Below are 24,079 nucleotides of genomic sequence, written 5' to 3'. Positions count from 1 at the left end.
AAAGAAAAAGACGGTCTAAGACTCGTCTCGTTAAATGATAAGTACGATGATAAGTTTGCCAAGTGGGAAGAAGAACCACGAATTATTGGAAAGGTAGTTGGCAATTTCATGCCAATGGAAAAATAAATAACGTTTTAGTAGGGGATATGAAATGCAGGATTTTATTATTTTTTTCGCCCTTTTGTTTTTCGGGGTTTCGTTAATCTTTTTTATATTAAGTTTTTTTAAAAAATTCAATTTTTTTAAATGGCCAAGCATTTTAGGTATGTTCATTACTTCCATATTGTTTTTTGTACTAATAGCTAATTATACATACGAAGTAAGAACGTCAGATTCTTCTACCTTGCAAACCGGCAAAACTTCTTCTACTGAAGAATCTGACATTTTACCTTCTGAAGAATCTTCTACTTCAGAGACCAGTTATAGTTCGTCCAGCAAACAAACATTCAATCCTAATAACTATGAAGTTCCTGATTTTGGCGCATGGAATCACGATCAACTTGAACAAAGCAAAAAAGTTCAAATCACCGGGAAAGTGTTGCAAAATATGAAACGTAATAGTTCTTATTATCTTCGTGTAGCAATGGATGATGATTACGATAAAGTTGTAATGATTGAGATTAGTAGCTATATGTATAAAGATGTTATTGCGGAAAACGACAACGTAACATTTTATGGGTTGGCAAAAGGGTTGACGTCATACGAAAGCACACTTGGAAAGGAAATTACTTTACCATTAATGATTGCCCAGCACTATACTGTGAACAATTACGGAAACTAAAAATTCCCCACACTTGCCGTCGCCAAACTTAGAGTGTAGGGAATTATTGAAATCATAGAAAATAACCATTCAAAGGGTCATTTTCTTATACTCATTATATCACACAAAAGGAGGTGATGCCAATATCCTTTCTAAAAAGATCTTGTCCAGAAGTCGCTTTTATAGAAAGGAAAAAAAATAAAAATGAAATACACAAAAACAAAATACCCAAACATTTACACATACGAAACCACAAAAGGGAAACGCTACTATGTCAGACGCTCTTTTATGTTTCAAGGGAAGAAACAAGAAGCTAATAAGAGTAGTCTTAAAACGATTTCAGAAGCACGCGCAGAGCTTGCTAAGATTGAAAAAAGGATTGCTGATCAGACTATTGCTATAAATCCTAATGTTACCGTCGAAGAATATTGGGAAAAGTTCTACGAAAAAAGAGTAGAAACTGGTAGATGGACACCTAATACAGAGGTTTATTATAAAAGTACGTTTAAACTCCACATACTTCCATTTTGGGGTAAGACAAAATTGAAAAATTTATCTCGCAATGAATATGAGAAACATATTGCTAATTTGCTAAAATTTAGACCTAAAGCAAGCGTGAGAATTATTCATTCTTGTTTTATGACAATGCTTAATGATGCAATTATGAATGGAAACATCTCAGCTAACAGACTAAACGGGATATATGTCGGAGATAGTTTGATCGCAAAGAAAAACAAAAGAATTACATTAGATCAGTTTCAAATTTGGCTGCAGGAAGCGGAAAAAGTTATGGATAAGACATTTTTTGGTTTAACTTATCTAGCGATATTTGGGCTTCGTAGAGGGGAAATTTTGGGGTTAAGGCATTGTGACGTCAACATAAACGTCAACGGACGCGCCGTTCTACACTTGCAAGACAGCCGTGGCAATCACACTAAAAACGGGCGACACGGGCTCAAAACAAAAAGTTCTGAACGTTGGGTGACACTTGATAATACAGGAACGGAACTACTTCTGTCTTTAATGTCTAATGCAGAAGCTGTTAAGAAAAAACTTAATATCATCAAGGAAGTAGAATGGGACTATATTAGCATTGACCAAGAAGGGAGACTTATTAACCCTAATAAACTTAATAGAGAATTTGAAAGAGTTAATGATGTTGTTGGATTTAGAGTGACACCACACATGTTGCGGCACTTTTTCACAACTCAAAGCATTATAGCTGGAGTTCCTATGGAAGCCCTTAGCCAAGCCTTAGGACATACAAAGATGTACATGACAGATAAATACAATCAGGTTCACGATGAGCTCTCAGCTCAAGTTTCAGACGCTTTTATTGCCCAAATCTCACCCCGTAATTCCCCGACTAACCTACATATTTTATAGTCCTTTACCGTTTTTTAATGAACAAAAAAAGAATATATCGCCTATCAAAGAGCGATATATTCAGACCATCAACGATATAATTATATCATATTTTTTAGGCACCTAAAAATCCGCTTAAAAACTAAGCGGATTTTATGCTTTATCCTAATTCTGCCACAATTTGCTTGATTTGTGCTGCTGTATGTACCCCGACGACTTGTTTCACAACCTGGCCGTCCTTTTTGAATAAGAGAGTCGGGATACTCATAATACCAAATTGTCGTGCGGTATTTGGATTTTCATCAACATCTATCTTCACGATTTTCAATTCATCTTCTGGAATTTCTACGGAAAGTTTTTCTAGAATAGGAGCTTGCATACGACAAGGTCCACACCAAGTTGCCCAAAAGTCAATAAGAACAAGACCGTCCTTTGTTTCTGCTTCAAACGTTGCATCAGTAATAGCTTTTGTCATCATTTTACCTCACTTTTATTTGTATTGATTTAAATCTTGCTTCATTAGATAAAAGAAAACATCACCGTAAGTCCCTTGGTAATCCAATTTTTGTCCATTAACAAGCAGCTTTTGAACCGGATAATAATCTGCTACATTGATCAAGCAGGCTTGTTGAGATTGCTCAAATTCTTGATAGCTTTCAAACGTTATAACCCTCTCTTGCTTACTAGCATCCAAATAAGTGATTTCAATCATGGTCATTCTCCTTTTTATTATTCAATTACATTTGTAATTATTTTTATAAATACATTGTATCAATAGTTGTTACAACAGTCAAAGGATATGCTTACTCTGCCACATTTCTATTTCTAATGGTAGAAAAAAAGTCTCTCATTTTCATGAGAGACTTTTAATTGAATTAACGACGAAGTCCTAATGAGTTGATCAATTCACGGTAACGGTTAACATCGTTCTTACGCAAATAGGCAAGAAGATTACGACGGCGACCGATTTTTTTCATCAAACCACGGTAAGTAGCGTGGTCTTTTTTGTGTACCTTGATGTGTTCGTTGAGGTGATTGATTTCCCAAGTAAGAACAGCTACTTGTACTTCAACTGAACCTGTGTCACCTTCGTGACGTGCATATTGTGCAATAATTTCATTTTTTTTCTCTTTTGAGATTGCCATGATAGACTCCTTTTCTTTACGCTTCATCCGAGTGTTAGGCTTGGCCCACCTAATACCAAGAAAAAGTTATTTGTCTTTAACGACATTCTTATTCTACCAAGAAGGAACGGTTTTGTCAAATGGGACATTCCGGCTTAGAGTTCTACACCAAAAATAGTGAGTTTTTCTAATTCTTCTTTTGTCAAACGACGGAAAGTGCCTAATTCCAAACGCTCATCCAGCATAAGCGCGGTCCCATAGAAAAGCGTTCCAAGTCTGTTACTTTTTTACCACATGCTTGAACCATTCGCTTCTCTTGGTGAAATTTTCCTTCAGAGATTGTAATCTCCACCAGAGAAGTTTGTGGCTCTTCATTCACCTCTAAAATGGTCAATTTTGCAGGCCGGCAGGTAAAGTCTTTGAGCTCTATTCCTGCTTCAAAACGCTCTACATCTTTTTCAGTCATAATCCCATCTACTTTTGCACGGTAAACTTTTGCTACATGTTTTTTAGGAGACAACATCGCATGTGCCAAAGCACCATTATTGGTTAATAACAAAAGTCCGTGAGTATCAATATCAAGTCGTCCAACTGGAAAGACTTCTTTCTGACGTGCATTTTCATCCAGCAAATCCAAAACCGTTCGATGCTTATCATCTTCAGTAGCAGAAATGACACCTTTGGGTTTATTTAAAAGATAATAGACAAATCTTTCATAGACTAGAACTCGGTTATTGACCCAAATTTCGTCCTGATTTTCATCTATTTGCATTTTCGCAGATGTTTCTATTTTTCCATTCACCAAAACTTGCTTCTTTTTCAATAGGCACTAGACTTCTGTTCGTGAGCCAAAGCCCATTTCTACTAAAAACTTATCTAATCGCATCTTTTTCCTCATTGTTGATGAGTGACAAAAACAGCTAAAATGGATACTGCTATCATGAGAACCCCTAGTACACTAAAAATAAAGGTTGGAGCAGAAGAAATGATTCCAATCAAGGATAGGACGAATGTTGACACCGAAGCACCACTACTGCAACCCAATACAACAATCGCTGTTGCGCGATTGACCAAATGGGCAGAAATTTTCTCTGATACAATATGAAATACAGCTGTTAGAGATACGCTATAAGCAAAACCAGCCAACAGAGCACTTAAACTTAAGAACCAAATGTGGCTCGAAAAACCAATCATCACTTGACTGAAACCAAAAACAATTCCCGTTACTGTCAATAAGCGATTTTTCAGTAAACTCACTAGACTAGCAAAGCTAACACCAGCTAAAATCCCGATAAGCTGCATACAGCTGAGAATCAAGCTCGCTGTTTCAGCACTTCCCATTTTATTCTGTAAGACAAGACTTGGAATACGTAAATTGATAGCGACATTGGTACACACAATCATTCCAGCTATAAAAGCCAACAATATGCTTAAACGCACTTGTTTTGTGGTCATTTTCTGAGCAGACTTGAGATACTTATGTTTATCGACTTTGCTTTTTTCATAAGGAACAAACAAAAGATACAATGCTAAAACAATAAAGCCAACTGTATAAACCAGAAAAGTAGTTGTCCAACCAAAACGCAAGAGTTGCCCGACCGCTAAAGTCAGCAAAGCCATCCCAACAACTTCTGCTGACCCACGGTAGCCCAACATCTGCACACGCTCTCTCCCTTGGAATCGCTCACTAATAATCGCAATTGCTCGAGGGTTTATCATCCCTAGCCCTAAACCAAAAATAAATCGCGAAGCAAAAACGAGACCATAAGCTTGATTGAAAAATGGGATGAGGCCACAAATAGAAAACAACAATAGTCCTAGTATAATCATTTGCCGCTCAGATAAAAAACGCTCCAAAATACTATTAAAAAGTAATAAAGACATAATCCCAATAGACGGCAAGGAGACTAATAACTCTACCTGACTAGAGGAATAATTCTTATAAAACTGAGACATTGCCGGTAAAGCGCTGGAAATTGAAAATGCCGTTGTCAACACAAATGATAAAGCCAGAATACTAGCTTTCTCCATGAATCTTTTCATCTTATCTTCTTTCTAAAATCACACTATCCCTATCATACAGTTTTTTATGAAAAGACGCAATCTGATAATCCACAAAGTTAAAACAAACACCCCCTAAGTTGCTATTTTTATATCAACTTAAGGGAAAACTTTATAGGCTCTATAATTTCTGTAGTGGGTAACACCACCGCAGAGATTATGGAGTTATTTTTGTGTATACAAAAAGTCCCCTATGACCTATAATGAAAAGCGTTTAGACAACTCATTAGAAAGACTCATATGGAACAACTTGGTTTTATCACAAAACTTCTTGGAATTAAAGACCAAAATATCAAAATAGACAATCTTTTTGATGGCGGTACTCACAAAGAAATTATGGCCCGCCTTGACTATGATGCCCCTCCATGCTCTGCCTGCAAGGGACAGATGACCAAATACGACTTCCAGAAACCTTCTAAAATCCCTTATCTGGAGACAGCGGGATACAAAACTCTTATCCGACTCAAAAAGCGTCGCTTTCGCTGTAAGAACTGTGGAAAAATGGCTGTCGCCGAAACCTCCCTCGTCCAGAAAAATCACCAGATTGCCACCGCAGTCAAACAAAAAATCGCTCAATTACTGGTTGAGAAACAAGCCATGACTGATATTGCCCACAGGCTCTCTATCTCAACTTCAACCGTCATTCGCAAGCTCAAGGAATTCAAATTTGAAACGAACTGGCAGAAACTGCCAGAAATCATGAGTTGGGATGAGTACAGCTTCAAGAAAGGGAAGATGAGCTTTATCGCTCAGAATTTTGACACCAATGAGATCCTGACCATCCTGGACGGCAGAACCCAAGCGGTCATTCGAAATCATTTTCTACGCTATCCTAGACAGGTCCGTAGGAGGGTCAAAGTGATGACCATGGATATGTTCAGTCCTTACTATCAGCTGGCCAAGCAGCTTTTCCCGCATGCCCAAATCGTTCTGGATCGTTTTCACATTATCCAGCACCTCTGCCGGGCTATGAACCGCGTCCGCATCCAAATCATGAACCAATTCGACCGAAAATCTCAGGAATACCAAGCCCTCAAACGCTACTGGAAGCTCCTTCAACAGGATAGCCGCAAGCTTAGTCATAAGCGTTTTTACAGACCAGCTTTTCGGGCTCATTTAACCAATCAGGAGATTCTTCATAAACTGCTCAGCTATTCAGACCAACTTCGACAGCACTATGAGCTTTACCAGCTTCTGCTCTTTCACTTTTAGGAAAAGCAAGCTGATCCTTTCTTCGATCTGATTGAGGAGGTTATTTCTGATGTTCACCCAATTTTTCAGACAGTCTTTCGGACTTTCCTAAAGGACAGAGACAAGATTATCAACGCTCTAGAACTACCTTATTCAAACGCCAAGCTGGAAGCAACTAACAATCTCATCAAGCTCATTAAGCGAAACGCTTTTGGATTCAGCAACTTTGACAACTTTAAGAAACGCATTCTCATCACTTTGAACATCAAAAAAGAGAGAACGAATCTCGTCCTCTCTCAATCTTAGCTTTTCATTAACCCACTACAGTTGACAAAGAGCCGAATTTGGTCAAATTGATAGGTTCTTAAAACTTCTACTAAAATGGTTTCTTTTGTTTTCGGAAAAACTGTCAATTTTAATTTTTTTGAACTTTTTAAATCTGTTTCTCCCAAAAGATAAACCGTATCCTTTGGAAAAGCTTCTTGTATAAACTTTTTGGTTACATATCCCGTATTTCCAAATAGTAGAATTTTCAATTTTTTGTCCTTCCTAAAAAGTAATTTATTTTGTTACTAATAATATTTTAGGTATCCAACTAAACATCATACATATTTTTGCTAAAAATATCAAGCAAAATAGACTAATTTTTTACTAATTTATTTCGTGTTTTCTCCACATATTCATTACACGCTATTTCGATTTCTTTCTTTCTCCTTTATTTTGTGTTATATTTATCATATACAAAGAATTTAATTTGGAATAGAAATCCATTTTTAGAACGAAGGAGAAAACATGTCTGTTATTGAAAAATTAACAAAACCAGCTCATTTGATTGATATGAATGACATCATTCGTGAAGGACATCCAACGCTTCGGGCAGTCGCTAAGGATGTCACCTTTCCACTTACAGAGCAAGAAGTTATCTTGGGTGAAAAAATGCTCCAATTTTTGAGAAATTCACAAGACCCTGCAACTGCTGAAAAAATGGGACTTCGTGGTGGCGTTGGTCTAGCTGCACCTCAGCTAGATCTGTCAAAGCGGATTATTGCTGTATTGGTACCAAACCTGCCAGATAAAGAGGGCAATCCACCAAAGGAAGCCTATGCTTTGCAAACGGTTATGTACAACGCTAAAGTAGTGGCACATTCTGTTCAAGATGCCGCACTCGCTGAAGGGGAGGGCTGCTTGTCAGTTGACCGTGAAGTGCCTGGTTATGTCGTGCGCCATGCACGCGTCACTATTGAATATTTTGACAAAGAAGGTGAAAAACACCGTATCAAACTCAAAGGATACAACTCAATCGTGGTTCAACACGAGATTGACCACACCAACGGCATTATGTTTTACGACCGCATCAACGAAAAAGATCCTTTCGCGATCAAAGAAGGCATGTTAGTGATTGAATAATAAATAAAAGGGAATCTCTGATATAACAGCATTCCCAATTAAAATTTCTTTATAAAAGCACTATAACTCAAGAATACAAATAAAAAGAACAACTTTGGCTTCTGATAAACAGAAAATCAAGGTTGTTCTTTTTTGTAGTTATCGTGTGAATCTGTCTCAGACGCACTCCTTTATGATGACAAGCAATTTTAACGCAACTGCTATCGCACGAAATAAAGCACCGTTTTGAGGTGATAAATAGAACCTGTGAAGCAAGTCTCATCTTCATTCGCCTTTGAAACTCCAAAGAGCAATTTTGATGAAACCTTCGTTTTCTACATTCACTACCTCAACAGTAAGGAAAACAGTTAAGTCGCCTTGTGGGGCGAGACTATACAGAACATTTTGTACCGAAGCCTTGAAATAAGAAAGCTGAGATTAACATTTTCAAATGTTAATTCCTTTGTGGGCGACTGCACTAGCAATCGTAGGTATCGGTCTCACTCCTATTTTTAGAAGTCAGCTTCCTCTTTCCCAGAAAATAGCTAAAAGAATAATCGCTCCCAACACTGAAGGAATGATTGCTGTATCTGACAGATGAGGTCCCCAGCTACCAAAGAGCATTTGCCCAAGCCAGGCTCCAAACCATCCTAGTAAGATTTTACCGATACAGCCCATTCGTTCTCCACGATTGGTGATTGCTGCTGCAATTAGACCAATAATGAAGCCGACAAACATACTTCCAATCATTTAGTTATCCTTCCTGATTATTTCATTATTCTCACTTTTGCACTATTTTATGCAAACAGCAGCCTTTCTTGTTTTTGGAAGAATAGGCACGACTGGCTAATACAGCCAAACTGACTAATACTACCGAAGCAAGAACAGTCTTTCCAGAAAATTCAAGCGTATAATGAAAATCTCTTAGGGCTTTTTTATCTTCAGCTGAAATCATTAACTTCATAATGTATCCTTTCTATTTGTGTAAATAGCTTACAAAGAACAACAGTAATCTATAAAATTTTGTAAAAAACTTTACAAGTAGTAAAATTTCCACTCTACTTTGACTATTTTAGTAGAACCTTTCAAAAAACAGCCAGCTACTCGCAGGAAGTCCTTACCGTGAAAGAGCTGCAAAACCAATCATATTTTGCAAACAAACGAGCGAAAATTTTGGTCTAATGGCAGCTGTCTCTGATGAAAGTTTCCCACATTCATCAAAAGAAAAGATCTTAGAATAAATCATCAAAGAGACTGAGCTGATTGTCTTCTGGCATATTGCCTAGAATCCCCATTTCATCCATTTTATCGACTAGAGTAATGGACAAGCCGCCACGCTTGCGCAATTCGGTTTTTGAAAGAAACTCTCCTTCTGCACGCGCTTTAACCAATTGTTTTGCAACGTTGTCTCCCAAACCATCCATAGCAGAAAATGGAGGAATTAAGCTATCTCCGTCAATAAGAAATTCTGTCGCATCACTCTTATAAAGATCGAGTTTGCCAAATTTGAAACCTCTTTCCAGCATTTCATTGACGATTTCTAGAGTTGTATAAAGGTCAATTTCAACATTGGAAGCTTCATTATTTTTGCGTTTTTCAGAGATTTCGTTCATCTTGCGCTTCACTGCATCTAGTCCACTACTCATGACTTTGATGTCAAAGGCTTTGGCACGGATAGAAAAGTAGGCACAGTAGTAATAAATCGGATGATGCACCTTGAAATAGGCCACCCGCAAGGCCATCATCACATAGGCAGCCGCGTGAGCTTTGGGGAACATGTATTTAATCTTTCCACAAGATTCAATGTACCACTCAGGCACATTATTTTCCTTCATAGCAGCGATGTAGCCATTTCTTTCCTCATCAGAAATTTTGAGCCACATGCCTTTCCGCACCCGTTCCATAATAGTAAAGGCCATTTTAGGCTCTAAGCCCTTGTGCATCAGATAGACCATAATGTCATCCCGACAACCGATAACGGTGGACAGGTCAGCAATTCCCTGCTTAATCAAATCTTGTGCATTGCCCAGCCATACATCGGTACCGTGAGACAAGCCTGACAATTGGAGCAATTCCGCAAAGGTCGTTGGATGAGTCTCGTCTACCATACCTCGCACGAAATTAGTTCCAAATTCAGGAATCCCCAGCATACCAGTCGGCGTGCCAATCTGCTCCTGCGTTACTCCGAGAACATCTGTCCCAGAAAAGAGAGCCATCACTTCTTGATCATCCATTGGAATTTCATTGGGGTCAATACCTGACAAATCCTGCAATTTCCGAATCATGGTCGGGTCATCATGACCGAGTACATCTAGTTTTAAGACATTTTCATCAATATCATGGAAGTTAAAGTGAGTTGTTTGCCATTCAGCAGTCAAGTCATCTGCTGGGTATTGAACCGGCGTAAAATCATAAACATCCATGTAATTTGGAATAACGACGATTCCTCCTGGGTGCTGTCCAGTCGTCCGTTTGACACCTGCTGCACCTTGTGCTAATCGTTCTACTTCTGCATCACGATAAAATTTATTGTAATCCCGCTCATAACCTTTCACAAATCCATACGCTGTTTTGGCAGCGACTGTACCAACCGTACCAGCACGAAAGGCATATTCCTCACCAAAAATATCTCGGACATCCAAGTGAGCACTCGGTTGATCTTCACCAGAAAAGTTCAAGTCAATATCAGGCACCTTGTCACCATCGAAGCCAAGGAAGGTTTCAAAAGGAATATCCTGTCCATTTTTACTCAACTTATGTCCACAATGCGGACAATCTTTATCTGGCATATCAAATCCTGAACCGTAAGAACCGTCCGTAATAAATTCTGAATACTGGCATTTGCCACAAACATAGTGAGGAGACAAAGGATTCACCTCAGTAATCCCAATCATGGTCGCCACAAAACTAGAGCCAACCGAACCACGTGAACCCACCAGATAGCCACGCTCATTTGAACGCTGTACCAACATTTGCGAAGCCAGATAAATCACGGCAAATCCATTCCCCAAAATGGAGGATAGTTCCCGCTCAATTCGTCGGTCTACAATATCCGGCAGCGGATTTCCATAAATTTCAAAAGCTTTGGCATAAGTCATTTCAGCGACTTTTTCCTCTGATTTGTCAATAAATGGCGTATAGAGGTCACCTTTCACCACTTCAATCGGTTCAAAGGTTGCTGCCAATTGATTTGGATTGTCAATAACCACTTTGTGAGCTAATTCATCACCTAAGAAGGCAAACTCATCCAACATTTCATTGGTTGTGCGGAAATGCGCTTTTGGAAGTGGAGCTGGTTGAGCATTTTCGCCATGTCCAATGGTACGGTTAATCATCGCTCCTTGCCCTAGACTACGGACGATAATTTCTCGATAAATTTCTTCTTCAGGCTCGATATAATGCACATCACCTGTAGCAAGAACAGGCTTGTCTAATCGATTTCCCACTTCAATCAAATTTTTGATAATGGTGTGAAGCTCTTCGACATCCTTGACCTGCTCTTTAGCAATCAACGGTGCATAAATTGCTGGCGGCATGATTTCAATAAAATCGTAGTATTTTGCGACTTCCACTGCAGCATCAACGCCTTGCGAAACAACCGCGTCAAACACTTCTCCTTCCGAGCAGGCTGTTCCTAAAATCAAGCCTTCTCGGTGCGCATCCAAAACTGTTCGTGGAATCCGCGGTACGCCCTCAAAATACTTTGTATTAGACAAACTGACTAATTTAAAAATGTTCTTCAAACCCGTTTGATTTTTTACATAAATCGTAGCGTGTTTGACCCGCGCTTTTTTATAGGAGTTTTCATCCACCAAATCTGTGTTTAGCTTTTGAAGATTGGTGACACCTCGTTTTTCTGCCGCATCGTTAATGAAAATAAAGAGCAGGCGTCCTGTCGCTTCCGCGTCATAATTAGCCATGTGATGATGATCAAGCGATACTTGAAAACGCTTAGTCAATGGTCCCAAACCGTGGCGCTTGTATTCTGGGTAGAGATTACGGGCAAACTCCAAGGTATCAATGACTGGCTGCGTGATTCGTGGCAGTCCATGCCGTTCATAATTGACATTCATAAATCCCACGTCAAAGGTAGCATTATGGGCAACAAGTACCGTATCTTGACAGAAGTCTTGAAATTCTTGCAAGACCTGCTCGAGTGGCTTCGCATTTTTGACATGCTCGTCTGTAATCCCCGTCAAATCTGTCGTAAAAGCACTCAAAGGATGACCTGGATTGATAAACTCGTCAAACTCAGCAATGACATTCCCCTTGTACATCTTACTTGCCGCTACTTGGATCAAGTCATTGTAAATAGCAGACAAACCGGTAGTTTCCACGTCAAAGACAACATAAGTGGCTTCCTTGAGTTCCATATCCACTTCGTTATAGGTAATAGGAACTCGGTCTTCCACGATATTAGCTTCCATGCCATAAATCAGCTGAATACCAGCTTTTTTAGCAGCTTTATAGCCATGCGGAAAACTCTGCACATTGCCGTGGTCAGTAATCGCAACTGCCTTATGCCCCCATTTAGCAGCTGTCGCAATCAATTCCTCCACTTCTGGAAGAGCATCCATGGTTGACATATTGGTGTGCGCGTGAAATTCAATCCGCTTCTCACCTTCTGGCATCAAGTCTTTCCGCTCATAATGTGTCACTTCTTGCACATCTTGGACATTCATGGTCAAGTCATGCGTGAAGTTATTCATTTCAATATTCCCACGCACACGCAACCAAGAATTTTTCCTAATGATGTCAAATTTTTTGGCTTCTTCTTCGTTTTTAAACCACTTCTGAAGGGCAAAACTAGAAGTATAATCAGTCATCTTAAAGTTAATCAGCACACGCCCTGTGCGGGTAACTTTTTGCTCAAGATCAAAGACCATACCTTCAAAGACAATGCGATTTTCCTCGGTCTGGATGTCAATCATCTGCGTAATCTCTGCCTTGTCCAGCTTTGGTCGAGCAGCCGCTTTTCGTGCTTGAAAATCAGAATAGTTTGGTTTTTCCTCAGCTGGTGGTGGTGCCATTTGCTGCAGTGCTTCGATAGCTTTTAGCGCCTCGTCATTAGCCGCTTGCACAATCTTTTCTTTTTCAGCTTGGAAAGTCTCAACTTGTTGCTGAGTTAAGGCGTCACTTGCTTTGACCTGACAGTGAAAATGCGGAAAGCCAAACTTCACCAATTGCTTGGCTAAATTTGGCAAATGGGTTTTCCGAAAATGCTCCGTATCAATACTGGATGGCCCCTCAATCCAGAGCTGATCGCCCTCAGCATGCACCTGTAGCTTTTGGTACATACTACGAAAGCCTTGACTGGCACAAGGTCCTTCTGTAAAAGCCTCTTTGTAATAAGCCTGCAACAGCTCCTCTGTAAAATTTTGATTGGCAGCCTTAATTTCAAAAATAGCTTGGTTGCCCGTCTTAGAAAATTCTTCATTTAAACGTTTTTTTAATTCTTGAAACAACTCAATGGGTAAAATTTCTCCAAAAGCAAACTGAAATTCCCAAACATGACTGACGGTATGCACTAAAACTTGCTCAATTTCTGCATGTAAAAAGGCACTTGATTGTCTCATATCAAGTGGCATATCAATTTGATTCATTAAAATTTCAAACGTAGATGACATCTTTTTTCCTCGTATTGTAATGAAACTATTTTACCACAAAACAAATGAATTTTCGATTAAAAAATAAATAAGGAATATCCCTCATTGTTTTTAATATAAAACAATCATCTCATCAAGGACGTCAAATGCTAAGCTTTTGGTTTCTGGAACTTTGACAATTTTAAAACGAAAATTCTCATCGCTTTGAACATCAAAAAAGAGAGAACCAATCTGATTCTCTCTCGCACTTAGCAATAGGTTACCCACTACAGTTGACATTGAGTCTGTTTTCCTTTTTATTTTTTATATCCTTCTAATGCTTTTTGACGTTCTTCAGTTTGGCCTTTCGCATCTAATTTTTTACCGTTATAAACAGTGCTTTCCCATGAACCGTACATTGGATTTGGGAAGATGATGAACTTTCCACCGAATTCGTTCTTTAATTCTTCTAATTTCTTACTACGTTCTTCTGCTGATGTTTTTGAGAAATCCGCAAAGTCAACGAGGTTATCACCTAAAAGCATGGCCAAATTCGTCGTTTCTTGTACTTTCTGACGGCGACCTTCTTTTGATTTCACACCTTTTTCTAAGAACATCAAATGGTCTTTCCCTTGTACTGGAATGCCTTCTTTTTCCAAATTCTTAATTGTCGCATCTACCTGACTCGCATCACGGTCAGAAACATAGTAGATTTGAACACCGTTTTGATGTGCATACTGGAGAAATTCTTTGGCACCAGGAACCGCCTTAGCTGAAGCCTTTTTCACCCATGCATCCCAATTTTTAGGATTAAAGGCCGTACCGTCTTTGACATTTTGAACTTGATAAGGACTATTGTCTAATACTGTTTCATCTAAGTCAAGAACGATTGAGTAAGGCTTATCTGTCGGTTTTTGCAACAATTCTTTCAAACGATTCGTTGCAACATTATAACCTTGCAGGTACAGCGCTTTAGCTTCATCTGACTTTTGATACCAAAGAGTGGACATGGTATTTTCCCTTGACCGCAATTGGTCATAAGTCATGGTGACTTTACTGTCAGATGTGTTACTTTGCGCAGCCTTATTGTCTGTCGTCTTCGTTCCACAGCTGGTCAATAAAATAACCGAAGCAAGAGCAGAGAAAATTGTGATTGTGGCTTTAGATGATTTCATAAAACCAATCCTCCTAATATTAATCTATCAAAATTATAGCGTTTTCATAAAGACATTTCAAGATATCTGTCTAAATGTAGGAGAAAAATAGATTTGCAAAAGACAGTTAACAAGTTCATCTAAAATAATGAGCTGTAAGGAGCTTAGAATCCCTACAGCTCACAAACCTTCAATCTTTATTTCTTTTTCTTAAGGACAACTACACTTGATAACAACAAGCCAATTCCTGCTAGCACGCCAGCAATGGAAATTGTCGTCCCTGTGGACGGTAAAGTCTTATCTGCTTTTCCAGCTCCTGCTTGCTGTTGCTGCGTCTGACTAGCTGAAGTATTTGACTGTGTTGACGAAGTCGTTGTTTGACCAGACTCTCCTTTCGGCGTAGAAGGCTTGGTTTGATTTTGTTCTTCTTTTGGTTTTTCTTGATTTGGTTTGCTATTTTTTTGAATGCGTAAAATCGTCGCTGTCAATGGTGCTAAGGTAACCCCATCTGCTCCTAAGGTCACACCAGCTGGATTTGAAATAGCCGTTACCCCTGCGGTATTACCGTCTGCCACGACTTGAGCATTTGCCAAATGCTTGTAGGCTTCGCCAAAGTTAAACTTCCGCTCCTTATTATCCGCATTAACAAAGACAGCGTAAATGTCTCCATTTGAAGCCACAACTTGGTAGCCAAGAACTGTATCCTCTTTTTCAACCCCGTCTTTACCCGGCTGAGTGATTAAAGTAACATTTTGATCGACTTCGGCTTTGGTCTTGCGTGTAAAGGCATCTGTTGACTTCCGCAAAGCAATCAGCCCTTTCACATAGTCGCGGCTCTTCGTATTTTCAGGGAATTTGTCACCGTTTGTTGCCTTTGTCCAGTCAAAATGATTGACCGCATCGCTCGAATCATAAGAGTCGTGGATAAAGTAAGGATATTCAAATGGTGTTCCGTCCGCATTGGTCAGCAGGTGTGATTTATTTGGTACTTTGTCTTCTGAAACCGTATATTTATAAGCTGGGTCACGGAATTGCTTGGTTCGTCCGTATTCTTGCCCAGAGTGAAGGAATGGCGTACCTTGAGAAGTAAGGACCATTAGATTGCCCAAACGCAGGCGACGGTGAATTTCTTGATTGTTCGCTGCGATAGCTGGATCTTTTTTAATGGATTGAGCAATCACATCAAAGAGGGTCAAATTATCATGCGCAGCAATGTACTGAATCACATCTCCCGGATCATCTGCTTCAAAATTCGTTGGTTGTGCTTTGATGTTTTTGAAAACATCTTCGACATTGCGTTTTCCACCTGTGATAAAGGCAGGCGATCCTTCGTTCGGATAACCAGATTTCAAGGTATTTCGAATATCATCTGAGAATACACCGACTGTATCGGTAGATTTCATCCAAGATTGATCCGCTGGTTGGACTGGTTTATTTTCATCTCCAGCGTAAGTCTTCCACCCCTCACCTAGCATCACCAGATTTGGATTGAGCTTTTTAGCCTCCTCATACGCTTTTTGAATGGATTCTGCATCGTGATCTCCCATCATATCAAAACGGAAGCCATCCACTTTGTATTCGCTCGTCAAATATTTGATAGAATCCACCAAAACACGACGACTCATGTAGTGCGTCGTTCCCAAACGTCCGCCACCAAAACTAGTTCTAGGAGTGCCGTCTGCATCCATAAAGTGATAGTAATTCGGCTCTAAATCTTCAAAAATAGAGGTCTTTGCCGTGTGATTATAAACCACATCCATAATCACACCCATTCCGCGCTTGTGAATTTCATGAACAAGATTTTTAAATTCTTCAATGCGCTTAGCTGGATTTGTCGGATTGGTTGAATACATTCCTGTCAAGGAGAAGTAGTTTTGTGGATCATAACCCCAGTTGTAGTTACTATTGCTAGAAGCATACTTGTCCAATCTTTCGGCATTTTTCAATTCATTGACAAAATAATAACTTAAAACCGGCAGCAACTGAATATGAGTAACCCCAAGTTCTTTTAAATAGTCCAATTTTTCAACGAAAGCTGAGAATGTTCCAAATTGAGATTTCAAATCCTTAGAAATGGCTGCGTCAGAAGTAAAATCACGGACATGCGCTTCGTAGATAACTGCATCCTCCCTACTCTTGAAGCCTGGAATGTTCGCATAGGTCAGATTTTTCGGACCAAGCTCACTTGGGTCAACAAAAGCTGCCTTTGCAATCTTGTAAGACTCACCTTTTTCGGCATCTTCGCTGTTCCAAGCTGCCAAAGATTTGGCATATGGATCCAAAGCTAGTACTTTTTTATCACCGCGCGTAATTTCATAATGATAGAAATAACCGCGATAATCCTTAATTTCTAGATTTGTTTGCGATGTCAATGTTGTCTTCCAAGTACCAGCTTCTCCTTTTGTCATCGCTACCTTACCAACTACTTTGTTCTGATCATTTTTATCATAAACAACCAAATCTACCTGATCCGCACTTGGTGACCAAAAGGTAACATCCACTTTCGTGCCTTTTTGGCTAACACGCGCACCCAATTCACCATCATATTTGTAGAGAATGTCCTTCAACTGCCAATTCATACTGGTTTTAAATTGGTCGTTGCCATACTTTACCTTATAAGGAGCTTGCGCTTGTCCAAAGTCTCCTATGATTTTTGCTTTCTTTGTTTTGGGATCAAGCACAATGTCTTTCACAACCACTTCTTTACTGTCCTTGTCTGTAATTTTTAGATTCTTAAGAATATCTTCCTTTTTGGCATTTTCAAGGGTTGAGAAAGTTGCTTCAATCTCCGTCAGGCTGACATGCTGAGCACCTGTCATGCGGATATCATTGACAAAATACGGATTGGTATAAATATTCGGATCTGCATCTCGGAGGAAAATTTGACTGTTTTTCTTCAAATTTGTCAGATTATAATCCTGCGGTTGAATCTTTACATCGTCACCTGATTTGCTTTCATCTAAAAGCAGAAAACCAATTGCTTTTGCAGCATCTTTTAAAGGAACATCTACATAGCGACCATACTTGCCTGTTTTTTCGAAATCCACTCCGTCAGGCCAATTTTTGCTAGGATTTTCCACATCTCCCCAAAGCCAAAGAGACTTCTTGTCATAATTCCCGTCTGTCCGATAATAATTGATTCGCACCATGCCCTCTTTTAGAGGCTCATAGGTATGAGGATTGTAATCCTTGTCAAACCAGACCTCGTTCATATTCGGACTGAGCAATTCAATCGTCTTATCACCTGTTAGATTTGTACCTGCTGTATTATTGATTAAGAGACTAATTTTACTCCGTTTTTGTGCCATTTTGACATCAAGATAATAGCCATAATCATCCTTTTTAGCCATTGAAAAGCTAGTTGCTCCTGTCGGCCAGCTGCCTTTTTGGCTGGAAGGTGTCTCCACATCATCCCAGGTCCACAAGCCAAGACTAGCTAAATTCTCCGACGGAAGTGTCTTAAAATGCAGACGAATGCTGCCCTCTTCAATTTTGTCTTCTTTAGCTGCTGTCGCATCTGATGCAACCTTCTCAACAGGCTTCGTTGCCGTTTTTTCTTCTGCTGCTTGTGCAGTTTCCTTCTCCGTAGATTGAACTTCCGTACTTGAATCCGTCGTTGAAGCTGGGGTATTTTCTCTTACGGAGCGAGCTTGAGTCAAGTCAAGTTTTTCTGATGAGCTTCCCTCAGTTGAAGCTGTACGCGAAGAATTGGCAATACTAGGTGTTGCCGAAAGCGAGTTGGTTGCTTGCCCTTGATTTTCCGACTTTTCCGAAACGACTGCTTGATGATTCGTCACTTCTACTTTATCAGACCGCTCACTTGTTGGTGATGTTGGTTGCACCGTTTCAATAGATGTGTTTTCGACACTATTTGCTTCCTCTGCTTGCGCTAAGACATTCCCCGCCAAAAAGACACTAGCAGAAATAGCAATAGACGCTACCCCTACTTTTAATCTGCGGATTCCAAAATGCTGACGCTTCTCAGCTATTCGAGATTGTAAACGATAAACTTTCTTCATAAAAAGAAAACTCCTTTATTTTTTAGCTGCACAAACATTTTTAGGTTAGTGCAAACGTTTTCTGTAGATATTATATACATTTATCAACAAAATGTAAAGGTTTTCAAACAAAAAATCTCTGTTTTTTTGACAGAGATTAAATGTGTTTTCTATATTATTAGATAAATTGCAATAAAAAGTGCAACGTTTACTCGTACTCATCCACTAGAGCTTCACAAGCAGTTCTGTAAGCTAAACATTTTCGTGGTCGGTGATTGATATCATATAAGGCCTTGTTCAAAGTCTCATCAGAGATAGCGGCTAAATCTGTTTTCTTTGGAAAATATTCTCTTAGTAAGCCATTGGCGTTTTCTTTGCTTCCTCTCTGCCAGGATGAATAGGCGTCCGCAAAGAAAAAGGAAATTCCTAAATTCTCTACCAGAGGATAGCAGGCAAACTCTTTTCCCCTGTCTGAAATGAAGGTTTTAAGAGCCTCTTTTGGAAATAGCTTACAAAGTTGTTCGATGGCTGAAAATAGGGATTTGACTGTTCTGTATGGTATCTTGAAAGCTAAGTAAAAGCGCGTTTTTCGCTCCAGAAAGGTCGCTAAACAGCCCTTGCTTTTGCCTCTGGAAGACACTACAGTATCAAGTTCCCAGTGGCCAAAAGTTTCACGATTCCGGACCTCTTTAGGACGTTTGGCAATCGACGTACCAATCCTAAATATTCCACGTGTTTCTTTGGGTTGTCGAGTTTTTCCTTTACGATGAAGGACACTTAAATCCAGATCAATCAAACCAGCATAGAGCCAGTTATAGATAGTTTTAAAAGATATCATTGGCTTTTGTTCAAGCTGATAGCGGCCACAAATCTGTTCAGGCGACCAGGAGGATTTTAAACCGTCCTCCATTTCCTTTTTCAACTTTGATGTTAAACAAGACTTCCGACCTTTTTGCTTAGCTCTGTGGTCGTACTGTTCCTGTGCTAAGGCTGCGGAATAACCATTTTGGTATCGTCTTAAGTCTCTTGAAATAGTAGACTTATGGACGCCAAGTTTATTTGCAATTTGGCAAGGTTTCAAACCTAATTCCAAGTAGGTTTCTATCTTTATTCGGTCGGTTATGGTAAGATGGGAGTAGCTCATAGTTTTTCCTCGGGTTCTGTTTGTGTGGTTACTTACAGTTTACACCAATGGAAGGCTATGAGTTTTTTTGTTGCACTATATTTTACAATTTATCAATAACAAAAATAGACAAATGTCCTATGAAACAATGCAACTGACTTCATACAAAAAAACCAGTCCGTAAAGACTGGCTGTCTGTAAAGTTAAATATTCAAGGTTTCAATAAAAGCACCTGCCGCTAACTTTTGCTCCAACTTGTTGATAGTAGATTTGTCTAGGTAAGAGCTTAACTCAGCAAAAGCTTGGCAAATTTTGAAAACCGTATCTGCCTCTTGCTGATGGTAGAATGGTAGATCCTTATGCTTTCTGAGCCACCACTCTGAATCATAGTTGAGATCTTCTCTTTGATAGTAGACAAGGTTCTTCTTGGGTGTCAGATAAATCGTTTTATAGATTATTTTTTTCCTATCTTCAGAAAAACGGCTGTTACTATAAATCTTGATTCCTTTAAATTTTTTATACTCTCTGATTCCATGATCCACTAGCCTGCATTCCACTTCCTTATATTCCATCGTGACACCTCCTTAATTTTTCCACTTCCATTATAGCAGTTTTACGCAGGTTTTCAAGAAATGTTTCATAAGAAATGGACTGTTGAGTTAGTTTTCAGCTGTATCATACTATTTCTGCTTTGCAAACATTGTTATTTTAAATATGACGGGCCACTTGAGCAATGCTTTCTAAGAATTGCTGACGCTGCTCATCAGAGATTTTTTCAACGTTTGTTAATTGTGTTAGCTTAACCGGTGCGACAGCACAGATTTTTAAAATTTGATTTTTCAGAACTTTGCCGTAATCCTGAATAAAAGGCAGCACAAAGGACGGCGTATTATGGGTGGTGATAATCCAAGCAGATTTTCCTTGTAAGTGCCCTTCAAGACCGACTTTTTTATAAGAATAAGCGAAACCAGCTACAAATACTCGGTCAATAAATCCTTTGAGAATAGCCGGCATACCGCTCCACCAAATCGGGAAAATAAAGATTAGGTGATCTGCCCAAGTGACAAGATCACGGTATTTCTCCATTTCAGGAACCTTAGCCAAATCGCGGCGTTTTTGATTTTCATCAAATCGTAAGATTGGATCAAACTGTTCAGCATATAAATCTAAGGTTTTGACAGAATGCGCTTCAGAAAGATTGGTTTGGACTTGCTTGAGAATAGCACCGTTAAAACCTTGAGGGTTTGGATGAGTAAAAACAATTAAGATTTTCATGACCGTTCTCCTTTTATATAGACATCAAGCATATGCTCAATGTTAGTCTGGATGGCTTTGTTGTCAAGGTCACGTCCAATGGGACTGTTCGCCAAAACAGCAAGACCTGAAATAAAACTCCAAAAGTGAAACAGTGTTTCAGCTTCGCTGTTGGTAAAGCCTTCCTCCTTACGAAGCTCTAAAACAATCCGTTTAAATGCAGCGAATCCTGGCAAATCAGAATCCAGCGAAATAGTATCCTGAGTGACTTTCATATACTTAAAAGGAAATTTAATAAAGAGGGCTTCAAAGAAATAGGGGTAATCCTTCGCAAAGATGATGAAGTTAAATCCCATTTGGGCCAGTTGATTTCGTGCATAAGCCTTCCAATCGATCTTTTTTTGGATCTCTTGGTTGAGAAAAGCAGAAAGGCGTTTTAAAACGACTTTTAAATAGTTTTCTTTACTTTCAAAATGCCGGTAAGGAGTGCCGTGAGTAACACCGCAGGATTTAGCGACAGTCCTCAGTGATAGCTGGTCGATACCATGGTCTTCAATCTCTTTAATCCCCGTCTGGATCAGTCTTTCTTTTAACTCTGCCGTATTGCGTTTCATTTTCATCCTCCAGCAAGTATACAACATCCTCTTCTTTTTTAGTATACACTGTCTACTTTTTCTTGTCAATATTTTCTGTTTAGAAAAATTTCAGTAAAAAATCACCTTGATTTGAAAGGTGATTCTTCTTTATTAAATAAGTAAGCTAATTTGAAAAACAACAAGTCTCTTATCGCTGGATAAACTCTGATTTGAGCACAATGGTTTTTTCTCTTCAGATAAAATCTGCTTGAAACTTTCCTGACCCAGCTGATAGGATTTGTTATCTATGGTAGAGAGACCCAAGAGCCGTCCAGCCAGCATGTTTTCTTGCCCCATGATGAAGGGGAGCTGTTTTCCAGCTTCTTCATAAGCCTGCATAAAGCCTGCGGCCATGTCATCCCCATTTGAAAAATACAGTCAATCTCCGGGTGGTTCCATAGTTCCTGGGCTTTCTGATAAGCATCCTCTTCTATCGCAACTCCTTCGATAATCACCGGTTCATGTTCCGATCCGTAGACTTCATCATAAGCCTCTCTGACCATACGATAGGTGGAACTGCGTTTGTCTTTACGAGTGAAAACAAGGGCTAAATGCTGATAACCCAGTTCTTTCAACCAGCGAAAAGCTTCTCTGCAAGCTGGTTTGCGATCCATATAGACACTACTGGTTTACCGTTTCTAAGCAGACAATATTTCCGTACTTAGCATAGGAAGCAATGGTTTCCAAATCTATACTTCGTGGGGTGAAAATCAAATGATCAAAAGCCTGACCTCGCAATTGTTCCAGGTACTGAAGCTCTAGTTCTTTGTCATACTGAGACGGCAAAAGCAGCAAATTATAGGCACTTCTCTGCGCTTGATCCAACATACTGTTGATGAGCTTGGTAAAATAAGTGTGACGCACATGAGGAATGACTACACCCACTTTATAAGTGTTGCCCAAACTCAGTTCTTTTGCGACTAGATTTGGAGTATAGTCCAGTTCTCTGACAATTTGCAGGATTTTCTCCCGTGCCTCGTCTGACACATATGGGGGATTGTTGAGCACGCGCGATACACTAGACACCGAATAGCCACTCAACTCTGCTATTTCTCGAATATTGGTCATTGAGTTCCTTTCTGATTTTCAACACTTAACTGATGAGATACCTGTGAATTCCGTAACCAACTTCGTCCTCATCGTTACTCTTGGTAATTTTAAAAGCATGTGCCTTCACATCCTTAAAGGCATTGGCCATGACAATCGGAAAACCAACCATTTCTAGCATCGGAATGTCATTGTGACCGTCACCAAAGGCAGCCGTTTCTTCTTTTTTTAGATTTTCTTTCCAACTAATGTAATCAATCCCTGATGATTTTCGAGCTTCTTTGCTAGTGATTTCTAAATAAAACCGACCAGAACGCAGAATTGTAACACTAGTTAGTCCTAGACTATTCAGATAAGTCTGCAAATCTTGCATTTCTTCCTCTTCAAAGCTAATCATCATGATTTTAAACAGATTATCACAAGCTGAAAGAAAACAATCTTCATCATGAACCTGAGTCGGTGCCTGATGAGTCAAGTCGTATTCGTAACGAATCCCTTCATCTACTGTATCACAATACCAATGATTCAAGTCATAATAACTGAGACTGACCTGTGGAAAATGCTGCCGCACAGCCTGTAAAATCGTTGCCGCGGTCTGCTTGAAAATAATCTTGATGTGCAGCGGACTAATTTGATGATTGACAACCTCATAAATCAAACCACCATTAAAGCCCACTTGCGGACCTTGCAAACCCAACAATTCAATAGCCTCACGCATCTCCATTGGCGCACGCGCAGAGACCAGCGTAATCGGAATAGCTGCTCTGCGAATGCGTCTGGCATTCCTTTCGGAAACTTGCCCCTTTGAATTTAAAAGCGCCCCATCCATATCAGTAAAAATACGTTTAATCGTTCTTGTTTGCATGATTTTTCTCTCCTTTTCTTTATGGATTTGCGCTCCACTCCGAGTTCAAATCTTATTTCTTCGCTAGCTTGACTTCATTGTACAATCTGGAACGCGTTCCATGTCAAGAGGAAAATGAAAAAAAGTGAATTAAATTTTTTAGAGGTAGCAAAATGAAAATGACCTTTAAAAAGGGAAAAGTTCTGACTTAGTTTAATCACTATAGTCTTTTAAGTAGGCTCTTAATTCTCGAATCATAGCTTGGCGGCCTTTGAACCGTTCATCGGCTAGTAAGCGTTCGTACTGCTCCTGTTTCTCTGGGCTCAGTTGAGCTTGATAGCTCTTTAGCTGGTCTCGGAGAATCACCAATTCATCCAGATATAGTTCTTTTAGGCTGAGCTTGTGACCAATCTCGCTCACTTCTTCATAAGCTTGACGATCGAGTTTGCGTTTTTGACTTTCCTGTTTACGGAGGATGTCTAGGATATGATTGCGGAACTTGGTCTTATAGTAAACATAGAGCTGATGATCTTCTTCTACTAGCTGCGGATA

The 24,079-nt window shown here is 39.5% G+C and carries 20 protein-coding genes and 6 pseudogenes; 5 read left to right on the top strand and 21 right to left on the bottom strand.

Translation table 11 applies throughout. The features are described 5' to 3' along the window. The 3 genes and pseudogenes from HMPREF2634_RS10080 to HMPREF2634_RS02115 all read left to right on the top strand — a co-directional run. A pseudogene (locus HMPREF2634_RS10080) lies at positions 1-126 on the top strand (S24 family peptidase); the annotation flags it as partial. A gap of 25 nt (positions 127-151) precedes the next feature. After that, the gene (locus HMPREF2634_RS02120; RefSeq protein ID WP_070836152.1) at positions 152-781 is read left to right on the top strand and encodes a hypothetical protein; all 630 of its coding nucleotides are present in this window, start codon (positions 152-154) and stop codon (positions 779-781) included. Between the two features lie 183 nt (positions 782-964). Further along, positions 965-2,146 (top strand): tyrosine-type recombinase/integrase, encoded by a 1,182-nt coding sequence (locus tag HMPREF2634_RS02115; RefSeq protein ID WP_070836150.1) that lies wholly within the window; start codon positions 965-967, stop codon positions 2,144-2,146. A gap of 139 nt (positions 2,147-2,285) precedes the next feature. On the opposite strand, the gene trxA is transcribed toward HMPREF2634_RS02115, so the two are convergent. From trxA to HMPREF2634_RS02090, 5 genes and pseudogenes are all read right to left on the bottom strand, one after another. Then, the gene (gene trxA / locus HMPREF2634_RS02110) at positions 2,286-2,600 is read right to left on the bottom strand and encodes a thioredoxin (RefSeq protein ID WP_021002076.1); all 315 of its coding nucleotides are present in this window, start codon (positions 2,598-2,600) and stop codon (positions 2,286-2,288) included. Between the two features lie 15 nt (positions 2,601-2,615). Further along, positions 2,616-2,837, bottom strand: a complete 222-nt coding sequence (locus tag HMPREF2634_RS02105) for a DUF4649 family protein (protein ID WP_003030867.1) — start codon at positions 2,835-2,837, stop codon at positions 2,616-2,618. Between the two features lie 163 nt (positions 2,838-3,000). After that, complete coding sequence (gene rpsO / locus HMPREF2634_RS02100; protein WP_003026255.1) at positions 3,001-3,270, bottom strand: 30S ribosomal protein S15; 270 nt, start codon at positions 3,268-3,270, stop codon at positions 3,001-3,003. 134 nt (positions 3,271-3,404) lie between these two features. Beyond that, positions 3,405-4,135: pseudogene (locus HMPREF2634_RS02095) on the bottom strand (pseudouridine synthase). Further along, positions 4,122-5,292, bottom strand: a pseudogene (locus HMPREF2634_RS02090) (MFS transporter). The pseudogenes HMPREF2634_RS02095 and HMPREF2634_RS02090 overlap by 14 nt, the downstream one beginning before the upstream one ends. Before the next feature lie 258 nt (positions 5,293-5,550). On the opposite strand from HMPREF2634_RS02090, the pseudogene HMPREF2634_RS02085 reads away from it, so the two are divergent. Further along, a pseudogene (locus HMPREF2634_RS02085) lies at positions 5,551-6,807 on the top strand (ISL3 family transposase). Here the strand turns inward: HMPREF2634_RS02085 and HMPREF2634_RS02080 are convergent. Beyond that, positions 6,804-7,037: a hypothetical protein gene (locus HMPREF2634_RS02080; protein WP_041784048.1), complete on the bottom strand. Its 234-nt coding sequence runs from the start codon at positions 7,035-7,037 to the stop codon at positions 6,804-6,806. The pseudogene HMPREF2634_RS02085 and the gene HMPREF2634_RS02080 sit on opposite strands and share 4 nt — an antisense overlap. Positions 7,038-7,293: 256 nt before the next feature. Here HMPREF2634_RS02080 and def point away from each other — a divergent pair, with 256 nt between their 5' ends. After that, positions 7,294-7,908, top strand: a complete 615-nt coding sequence (gene def, locus HMPREF2634_RS02075) for a peptide deformylase (RefSeq protein WP_021002080.1) — start codon at positions 7,294-7,296, stop codon at positions 7,906-7,908. Between the two features lie 498 nt (positions 7,909-8,406). On the opposite strand, the gene HMPREF2634_RS02070 is transcribed toward def, so the two are convergent. The 15 genes and pseudogenes from HMPREF2634_RS02070 to HMPREF2634_RS02015 all read right to left on the bottom strand — a co-directional run. Further along, positions 8,407-8,637, bottom strand: a complete 231-nt coding sequence (locus HMPREF2634_RS02070) for a GlsB/YeaQ/YmgE family stress response membrane protein (RefSeq protein WP_003026266.1) — start codon at positions 8,635-8,637, stop codon at positions 8,407-8,409. Positions 8,638-8,668: 31 nt separating this feature from the next. Further along, positions 8,669-8,851, bottom strand: a complete 183-nt coding sequence (locus HMPREF2634_RS02065) for a hypothetical protein (RefSeq protein ID WP_021002081.1) — start codon at positions 8,849-8,851, stop codon at positions 8,669-8,671. A gap of 268 nt (positions 8,852-9,119) precedes the next feature. After that, positions 9,120-13,514 (bottom strand): PolC-type DNA polymerase III, encoded by a 4,395-nt coding sequence (locus HMPREF2634_RS02060; RefSeq protein WP_070836148.1) that lies wholly within the window; start codon positions 13,512-13,514, stop codon positions 9,120-9,122. Between the two features lie 90 nt (positions 13,515-13,604). Further along, positions 13,605-13,772: a hypothetical protein gene (locus HMPREF2634_RS10305; RefSeq protein ID WP_003026272.1), complete on the bottom strand. Its 168-nt coding sequence runs from the start codon at positions 13,770-13,772 to the stop codon at positions 13,605-13,607. Between the two features lie 17 nt (positions 13,773-13,789). Further along, a complete protein-coding gene (locus HMPREF2634_RS02055) occupies positions 13,790-14,647 on the bottom strand; it encodes a 5'-nucleotidase, lipoprotein e(P4) family (protein ID WP_021002083.1) in 858 nt (285 codons plus the stop codon). A gap of 176 nt (positions 14,648-14,823) precedes the next feature. After that, positions 14,824-18,126 (bottom strand): annotated as a pseudogene (locus HMPREF2634_RS02050) (pullulanase); the annotation flags it as partial. 371 nt (positions 18,127-18,497) lie between these two features. Then, positions 18,498-18,645, bottom strand: a pseudogene (locus HMPREF2634_RS10300) (YSIRK-type signal peptide-containing protein); the annotation flags it as partial. A 187-nt stretch (positions 18,646-18,832) separates the two neighbouring features. Then, positions 18,833-19,768 carry an IS30 family transposase gene (locus tag HMPREF2634_RS02045; protein ID WP_021002085.1) on the bottom strand — a complete coding sequence of 312 codons (936 nt, stop codon included), beginning with the start codon at positions 19,766-19,768 and terminating at the stop codon, positions 18,833-18,835. A 182-nt stretch (positions 19,769-19,950) separates the two neighbouring features. Next, complete coding sequence (locus HMPREF2634_RS02040) at positions 19,951-20,319, bottom strand: EXLDI protein (protein ID WP_004224594.1); 369 nt, start codon at positions 20,317-20,319, stop codon at positions 19,951-19,953. Positions 20,320-20,455: 136 nt separating this feature from the next. After that, entirely contained in the window at positions 20,456-21,022 is a 567-nt protein-coding gene (locus HMPREF2634_RS02035; protein WP_004224592.1) for an NAD(P)H-dependent oxidoreductase, read from the bottom strand. Then, the gene (locus HMPREF2634_RS02030; protein ID WP_003030906.1) at positions 21,019-21,615 is read right to left on the bottom strand and encodes a TetR/AcrR family transcriptional regulator; all 597 of its coding nucleotides are present in this window, start codon (positions 21,613-21,615) and stop codon (positions 21,019-21,021) included. Before HMPREF2634_RS02030 ends, HMPREF2634_RS02035 begins: the two co-directional genes overlap by 4 nt. A gap of 266 nt (positions 21,616-21,881) precedes the next feature. Next, positions 21,882-22,250, bottom strand: a complete 369-nt coding sequence (locus HMPREF2634_RS10125) for a type 1 periplasmic-binding domain-containing protein (protein ID WP_004224590.1) — start codon at positions 22,248-22,250, stop codon at positions 21,882-21,884. Positions 22,251-22,257: 7 nt separating this feature from the next. Next, positions 22,258-22,704 (bottom strand): LacI family DNA-binding transcriptional regulator, encoded by a 447-nt coding sequence (locus tag HMPREF2634_RS10120; protein WP_003026297.1) that lies wholly within the window; start codon positions 22,702-22,704, stop codon positions 22,258-22,260. Between the two features lie 25 nt (positions 22,705-22,729). Next, positions 22,730-23,548 (bottom strand): Cof-type HAD-IIB family hydrolase, encoded by an 819-nt coding sequence (locus tag HMPREF2634_RS02020; protein WP_003026300.1) that lies wholly within the window; start codon positions 23,546-23,548, stop codon positions 22,730-22,732. Between the two features lie 192 nt (positions 23,549-23,740). Beyond that, positions 23,741-24,079, bottom strand: a 339-nt coding sequence (locus tag HMPREF2634_RS02015; RefSeq protein WP_070836146.1) for a transcriptional regulator, incomplete at its 5' end; no start/stop codon positions are given.

It is taken from the genome of Streptococcus sp. HMSC034B03 (genome assembly GCF_001838575.1).
Lineage (GTDB): Bacteria > Bacillota > Bacilli > Lactobacillales > Streptococcaceae > Streptococcus > Streptococcus anginosus.
This window is presented reverse-complemented; position numbering and strand designations above follow the sequence as displayed.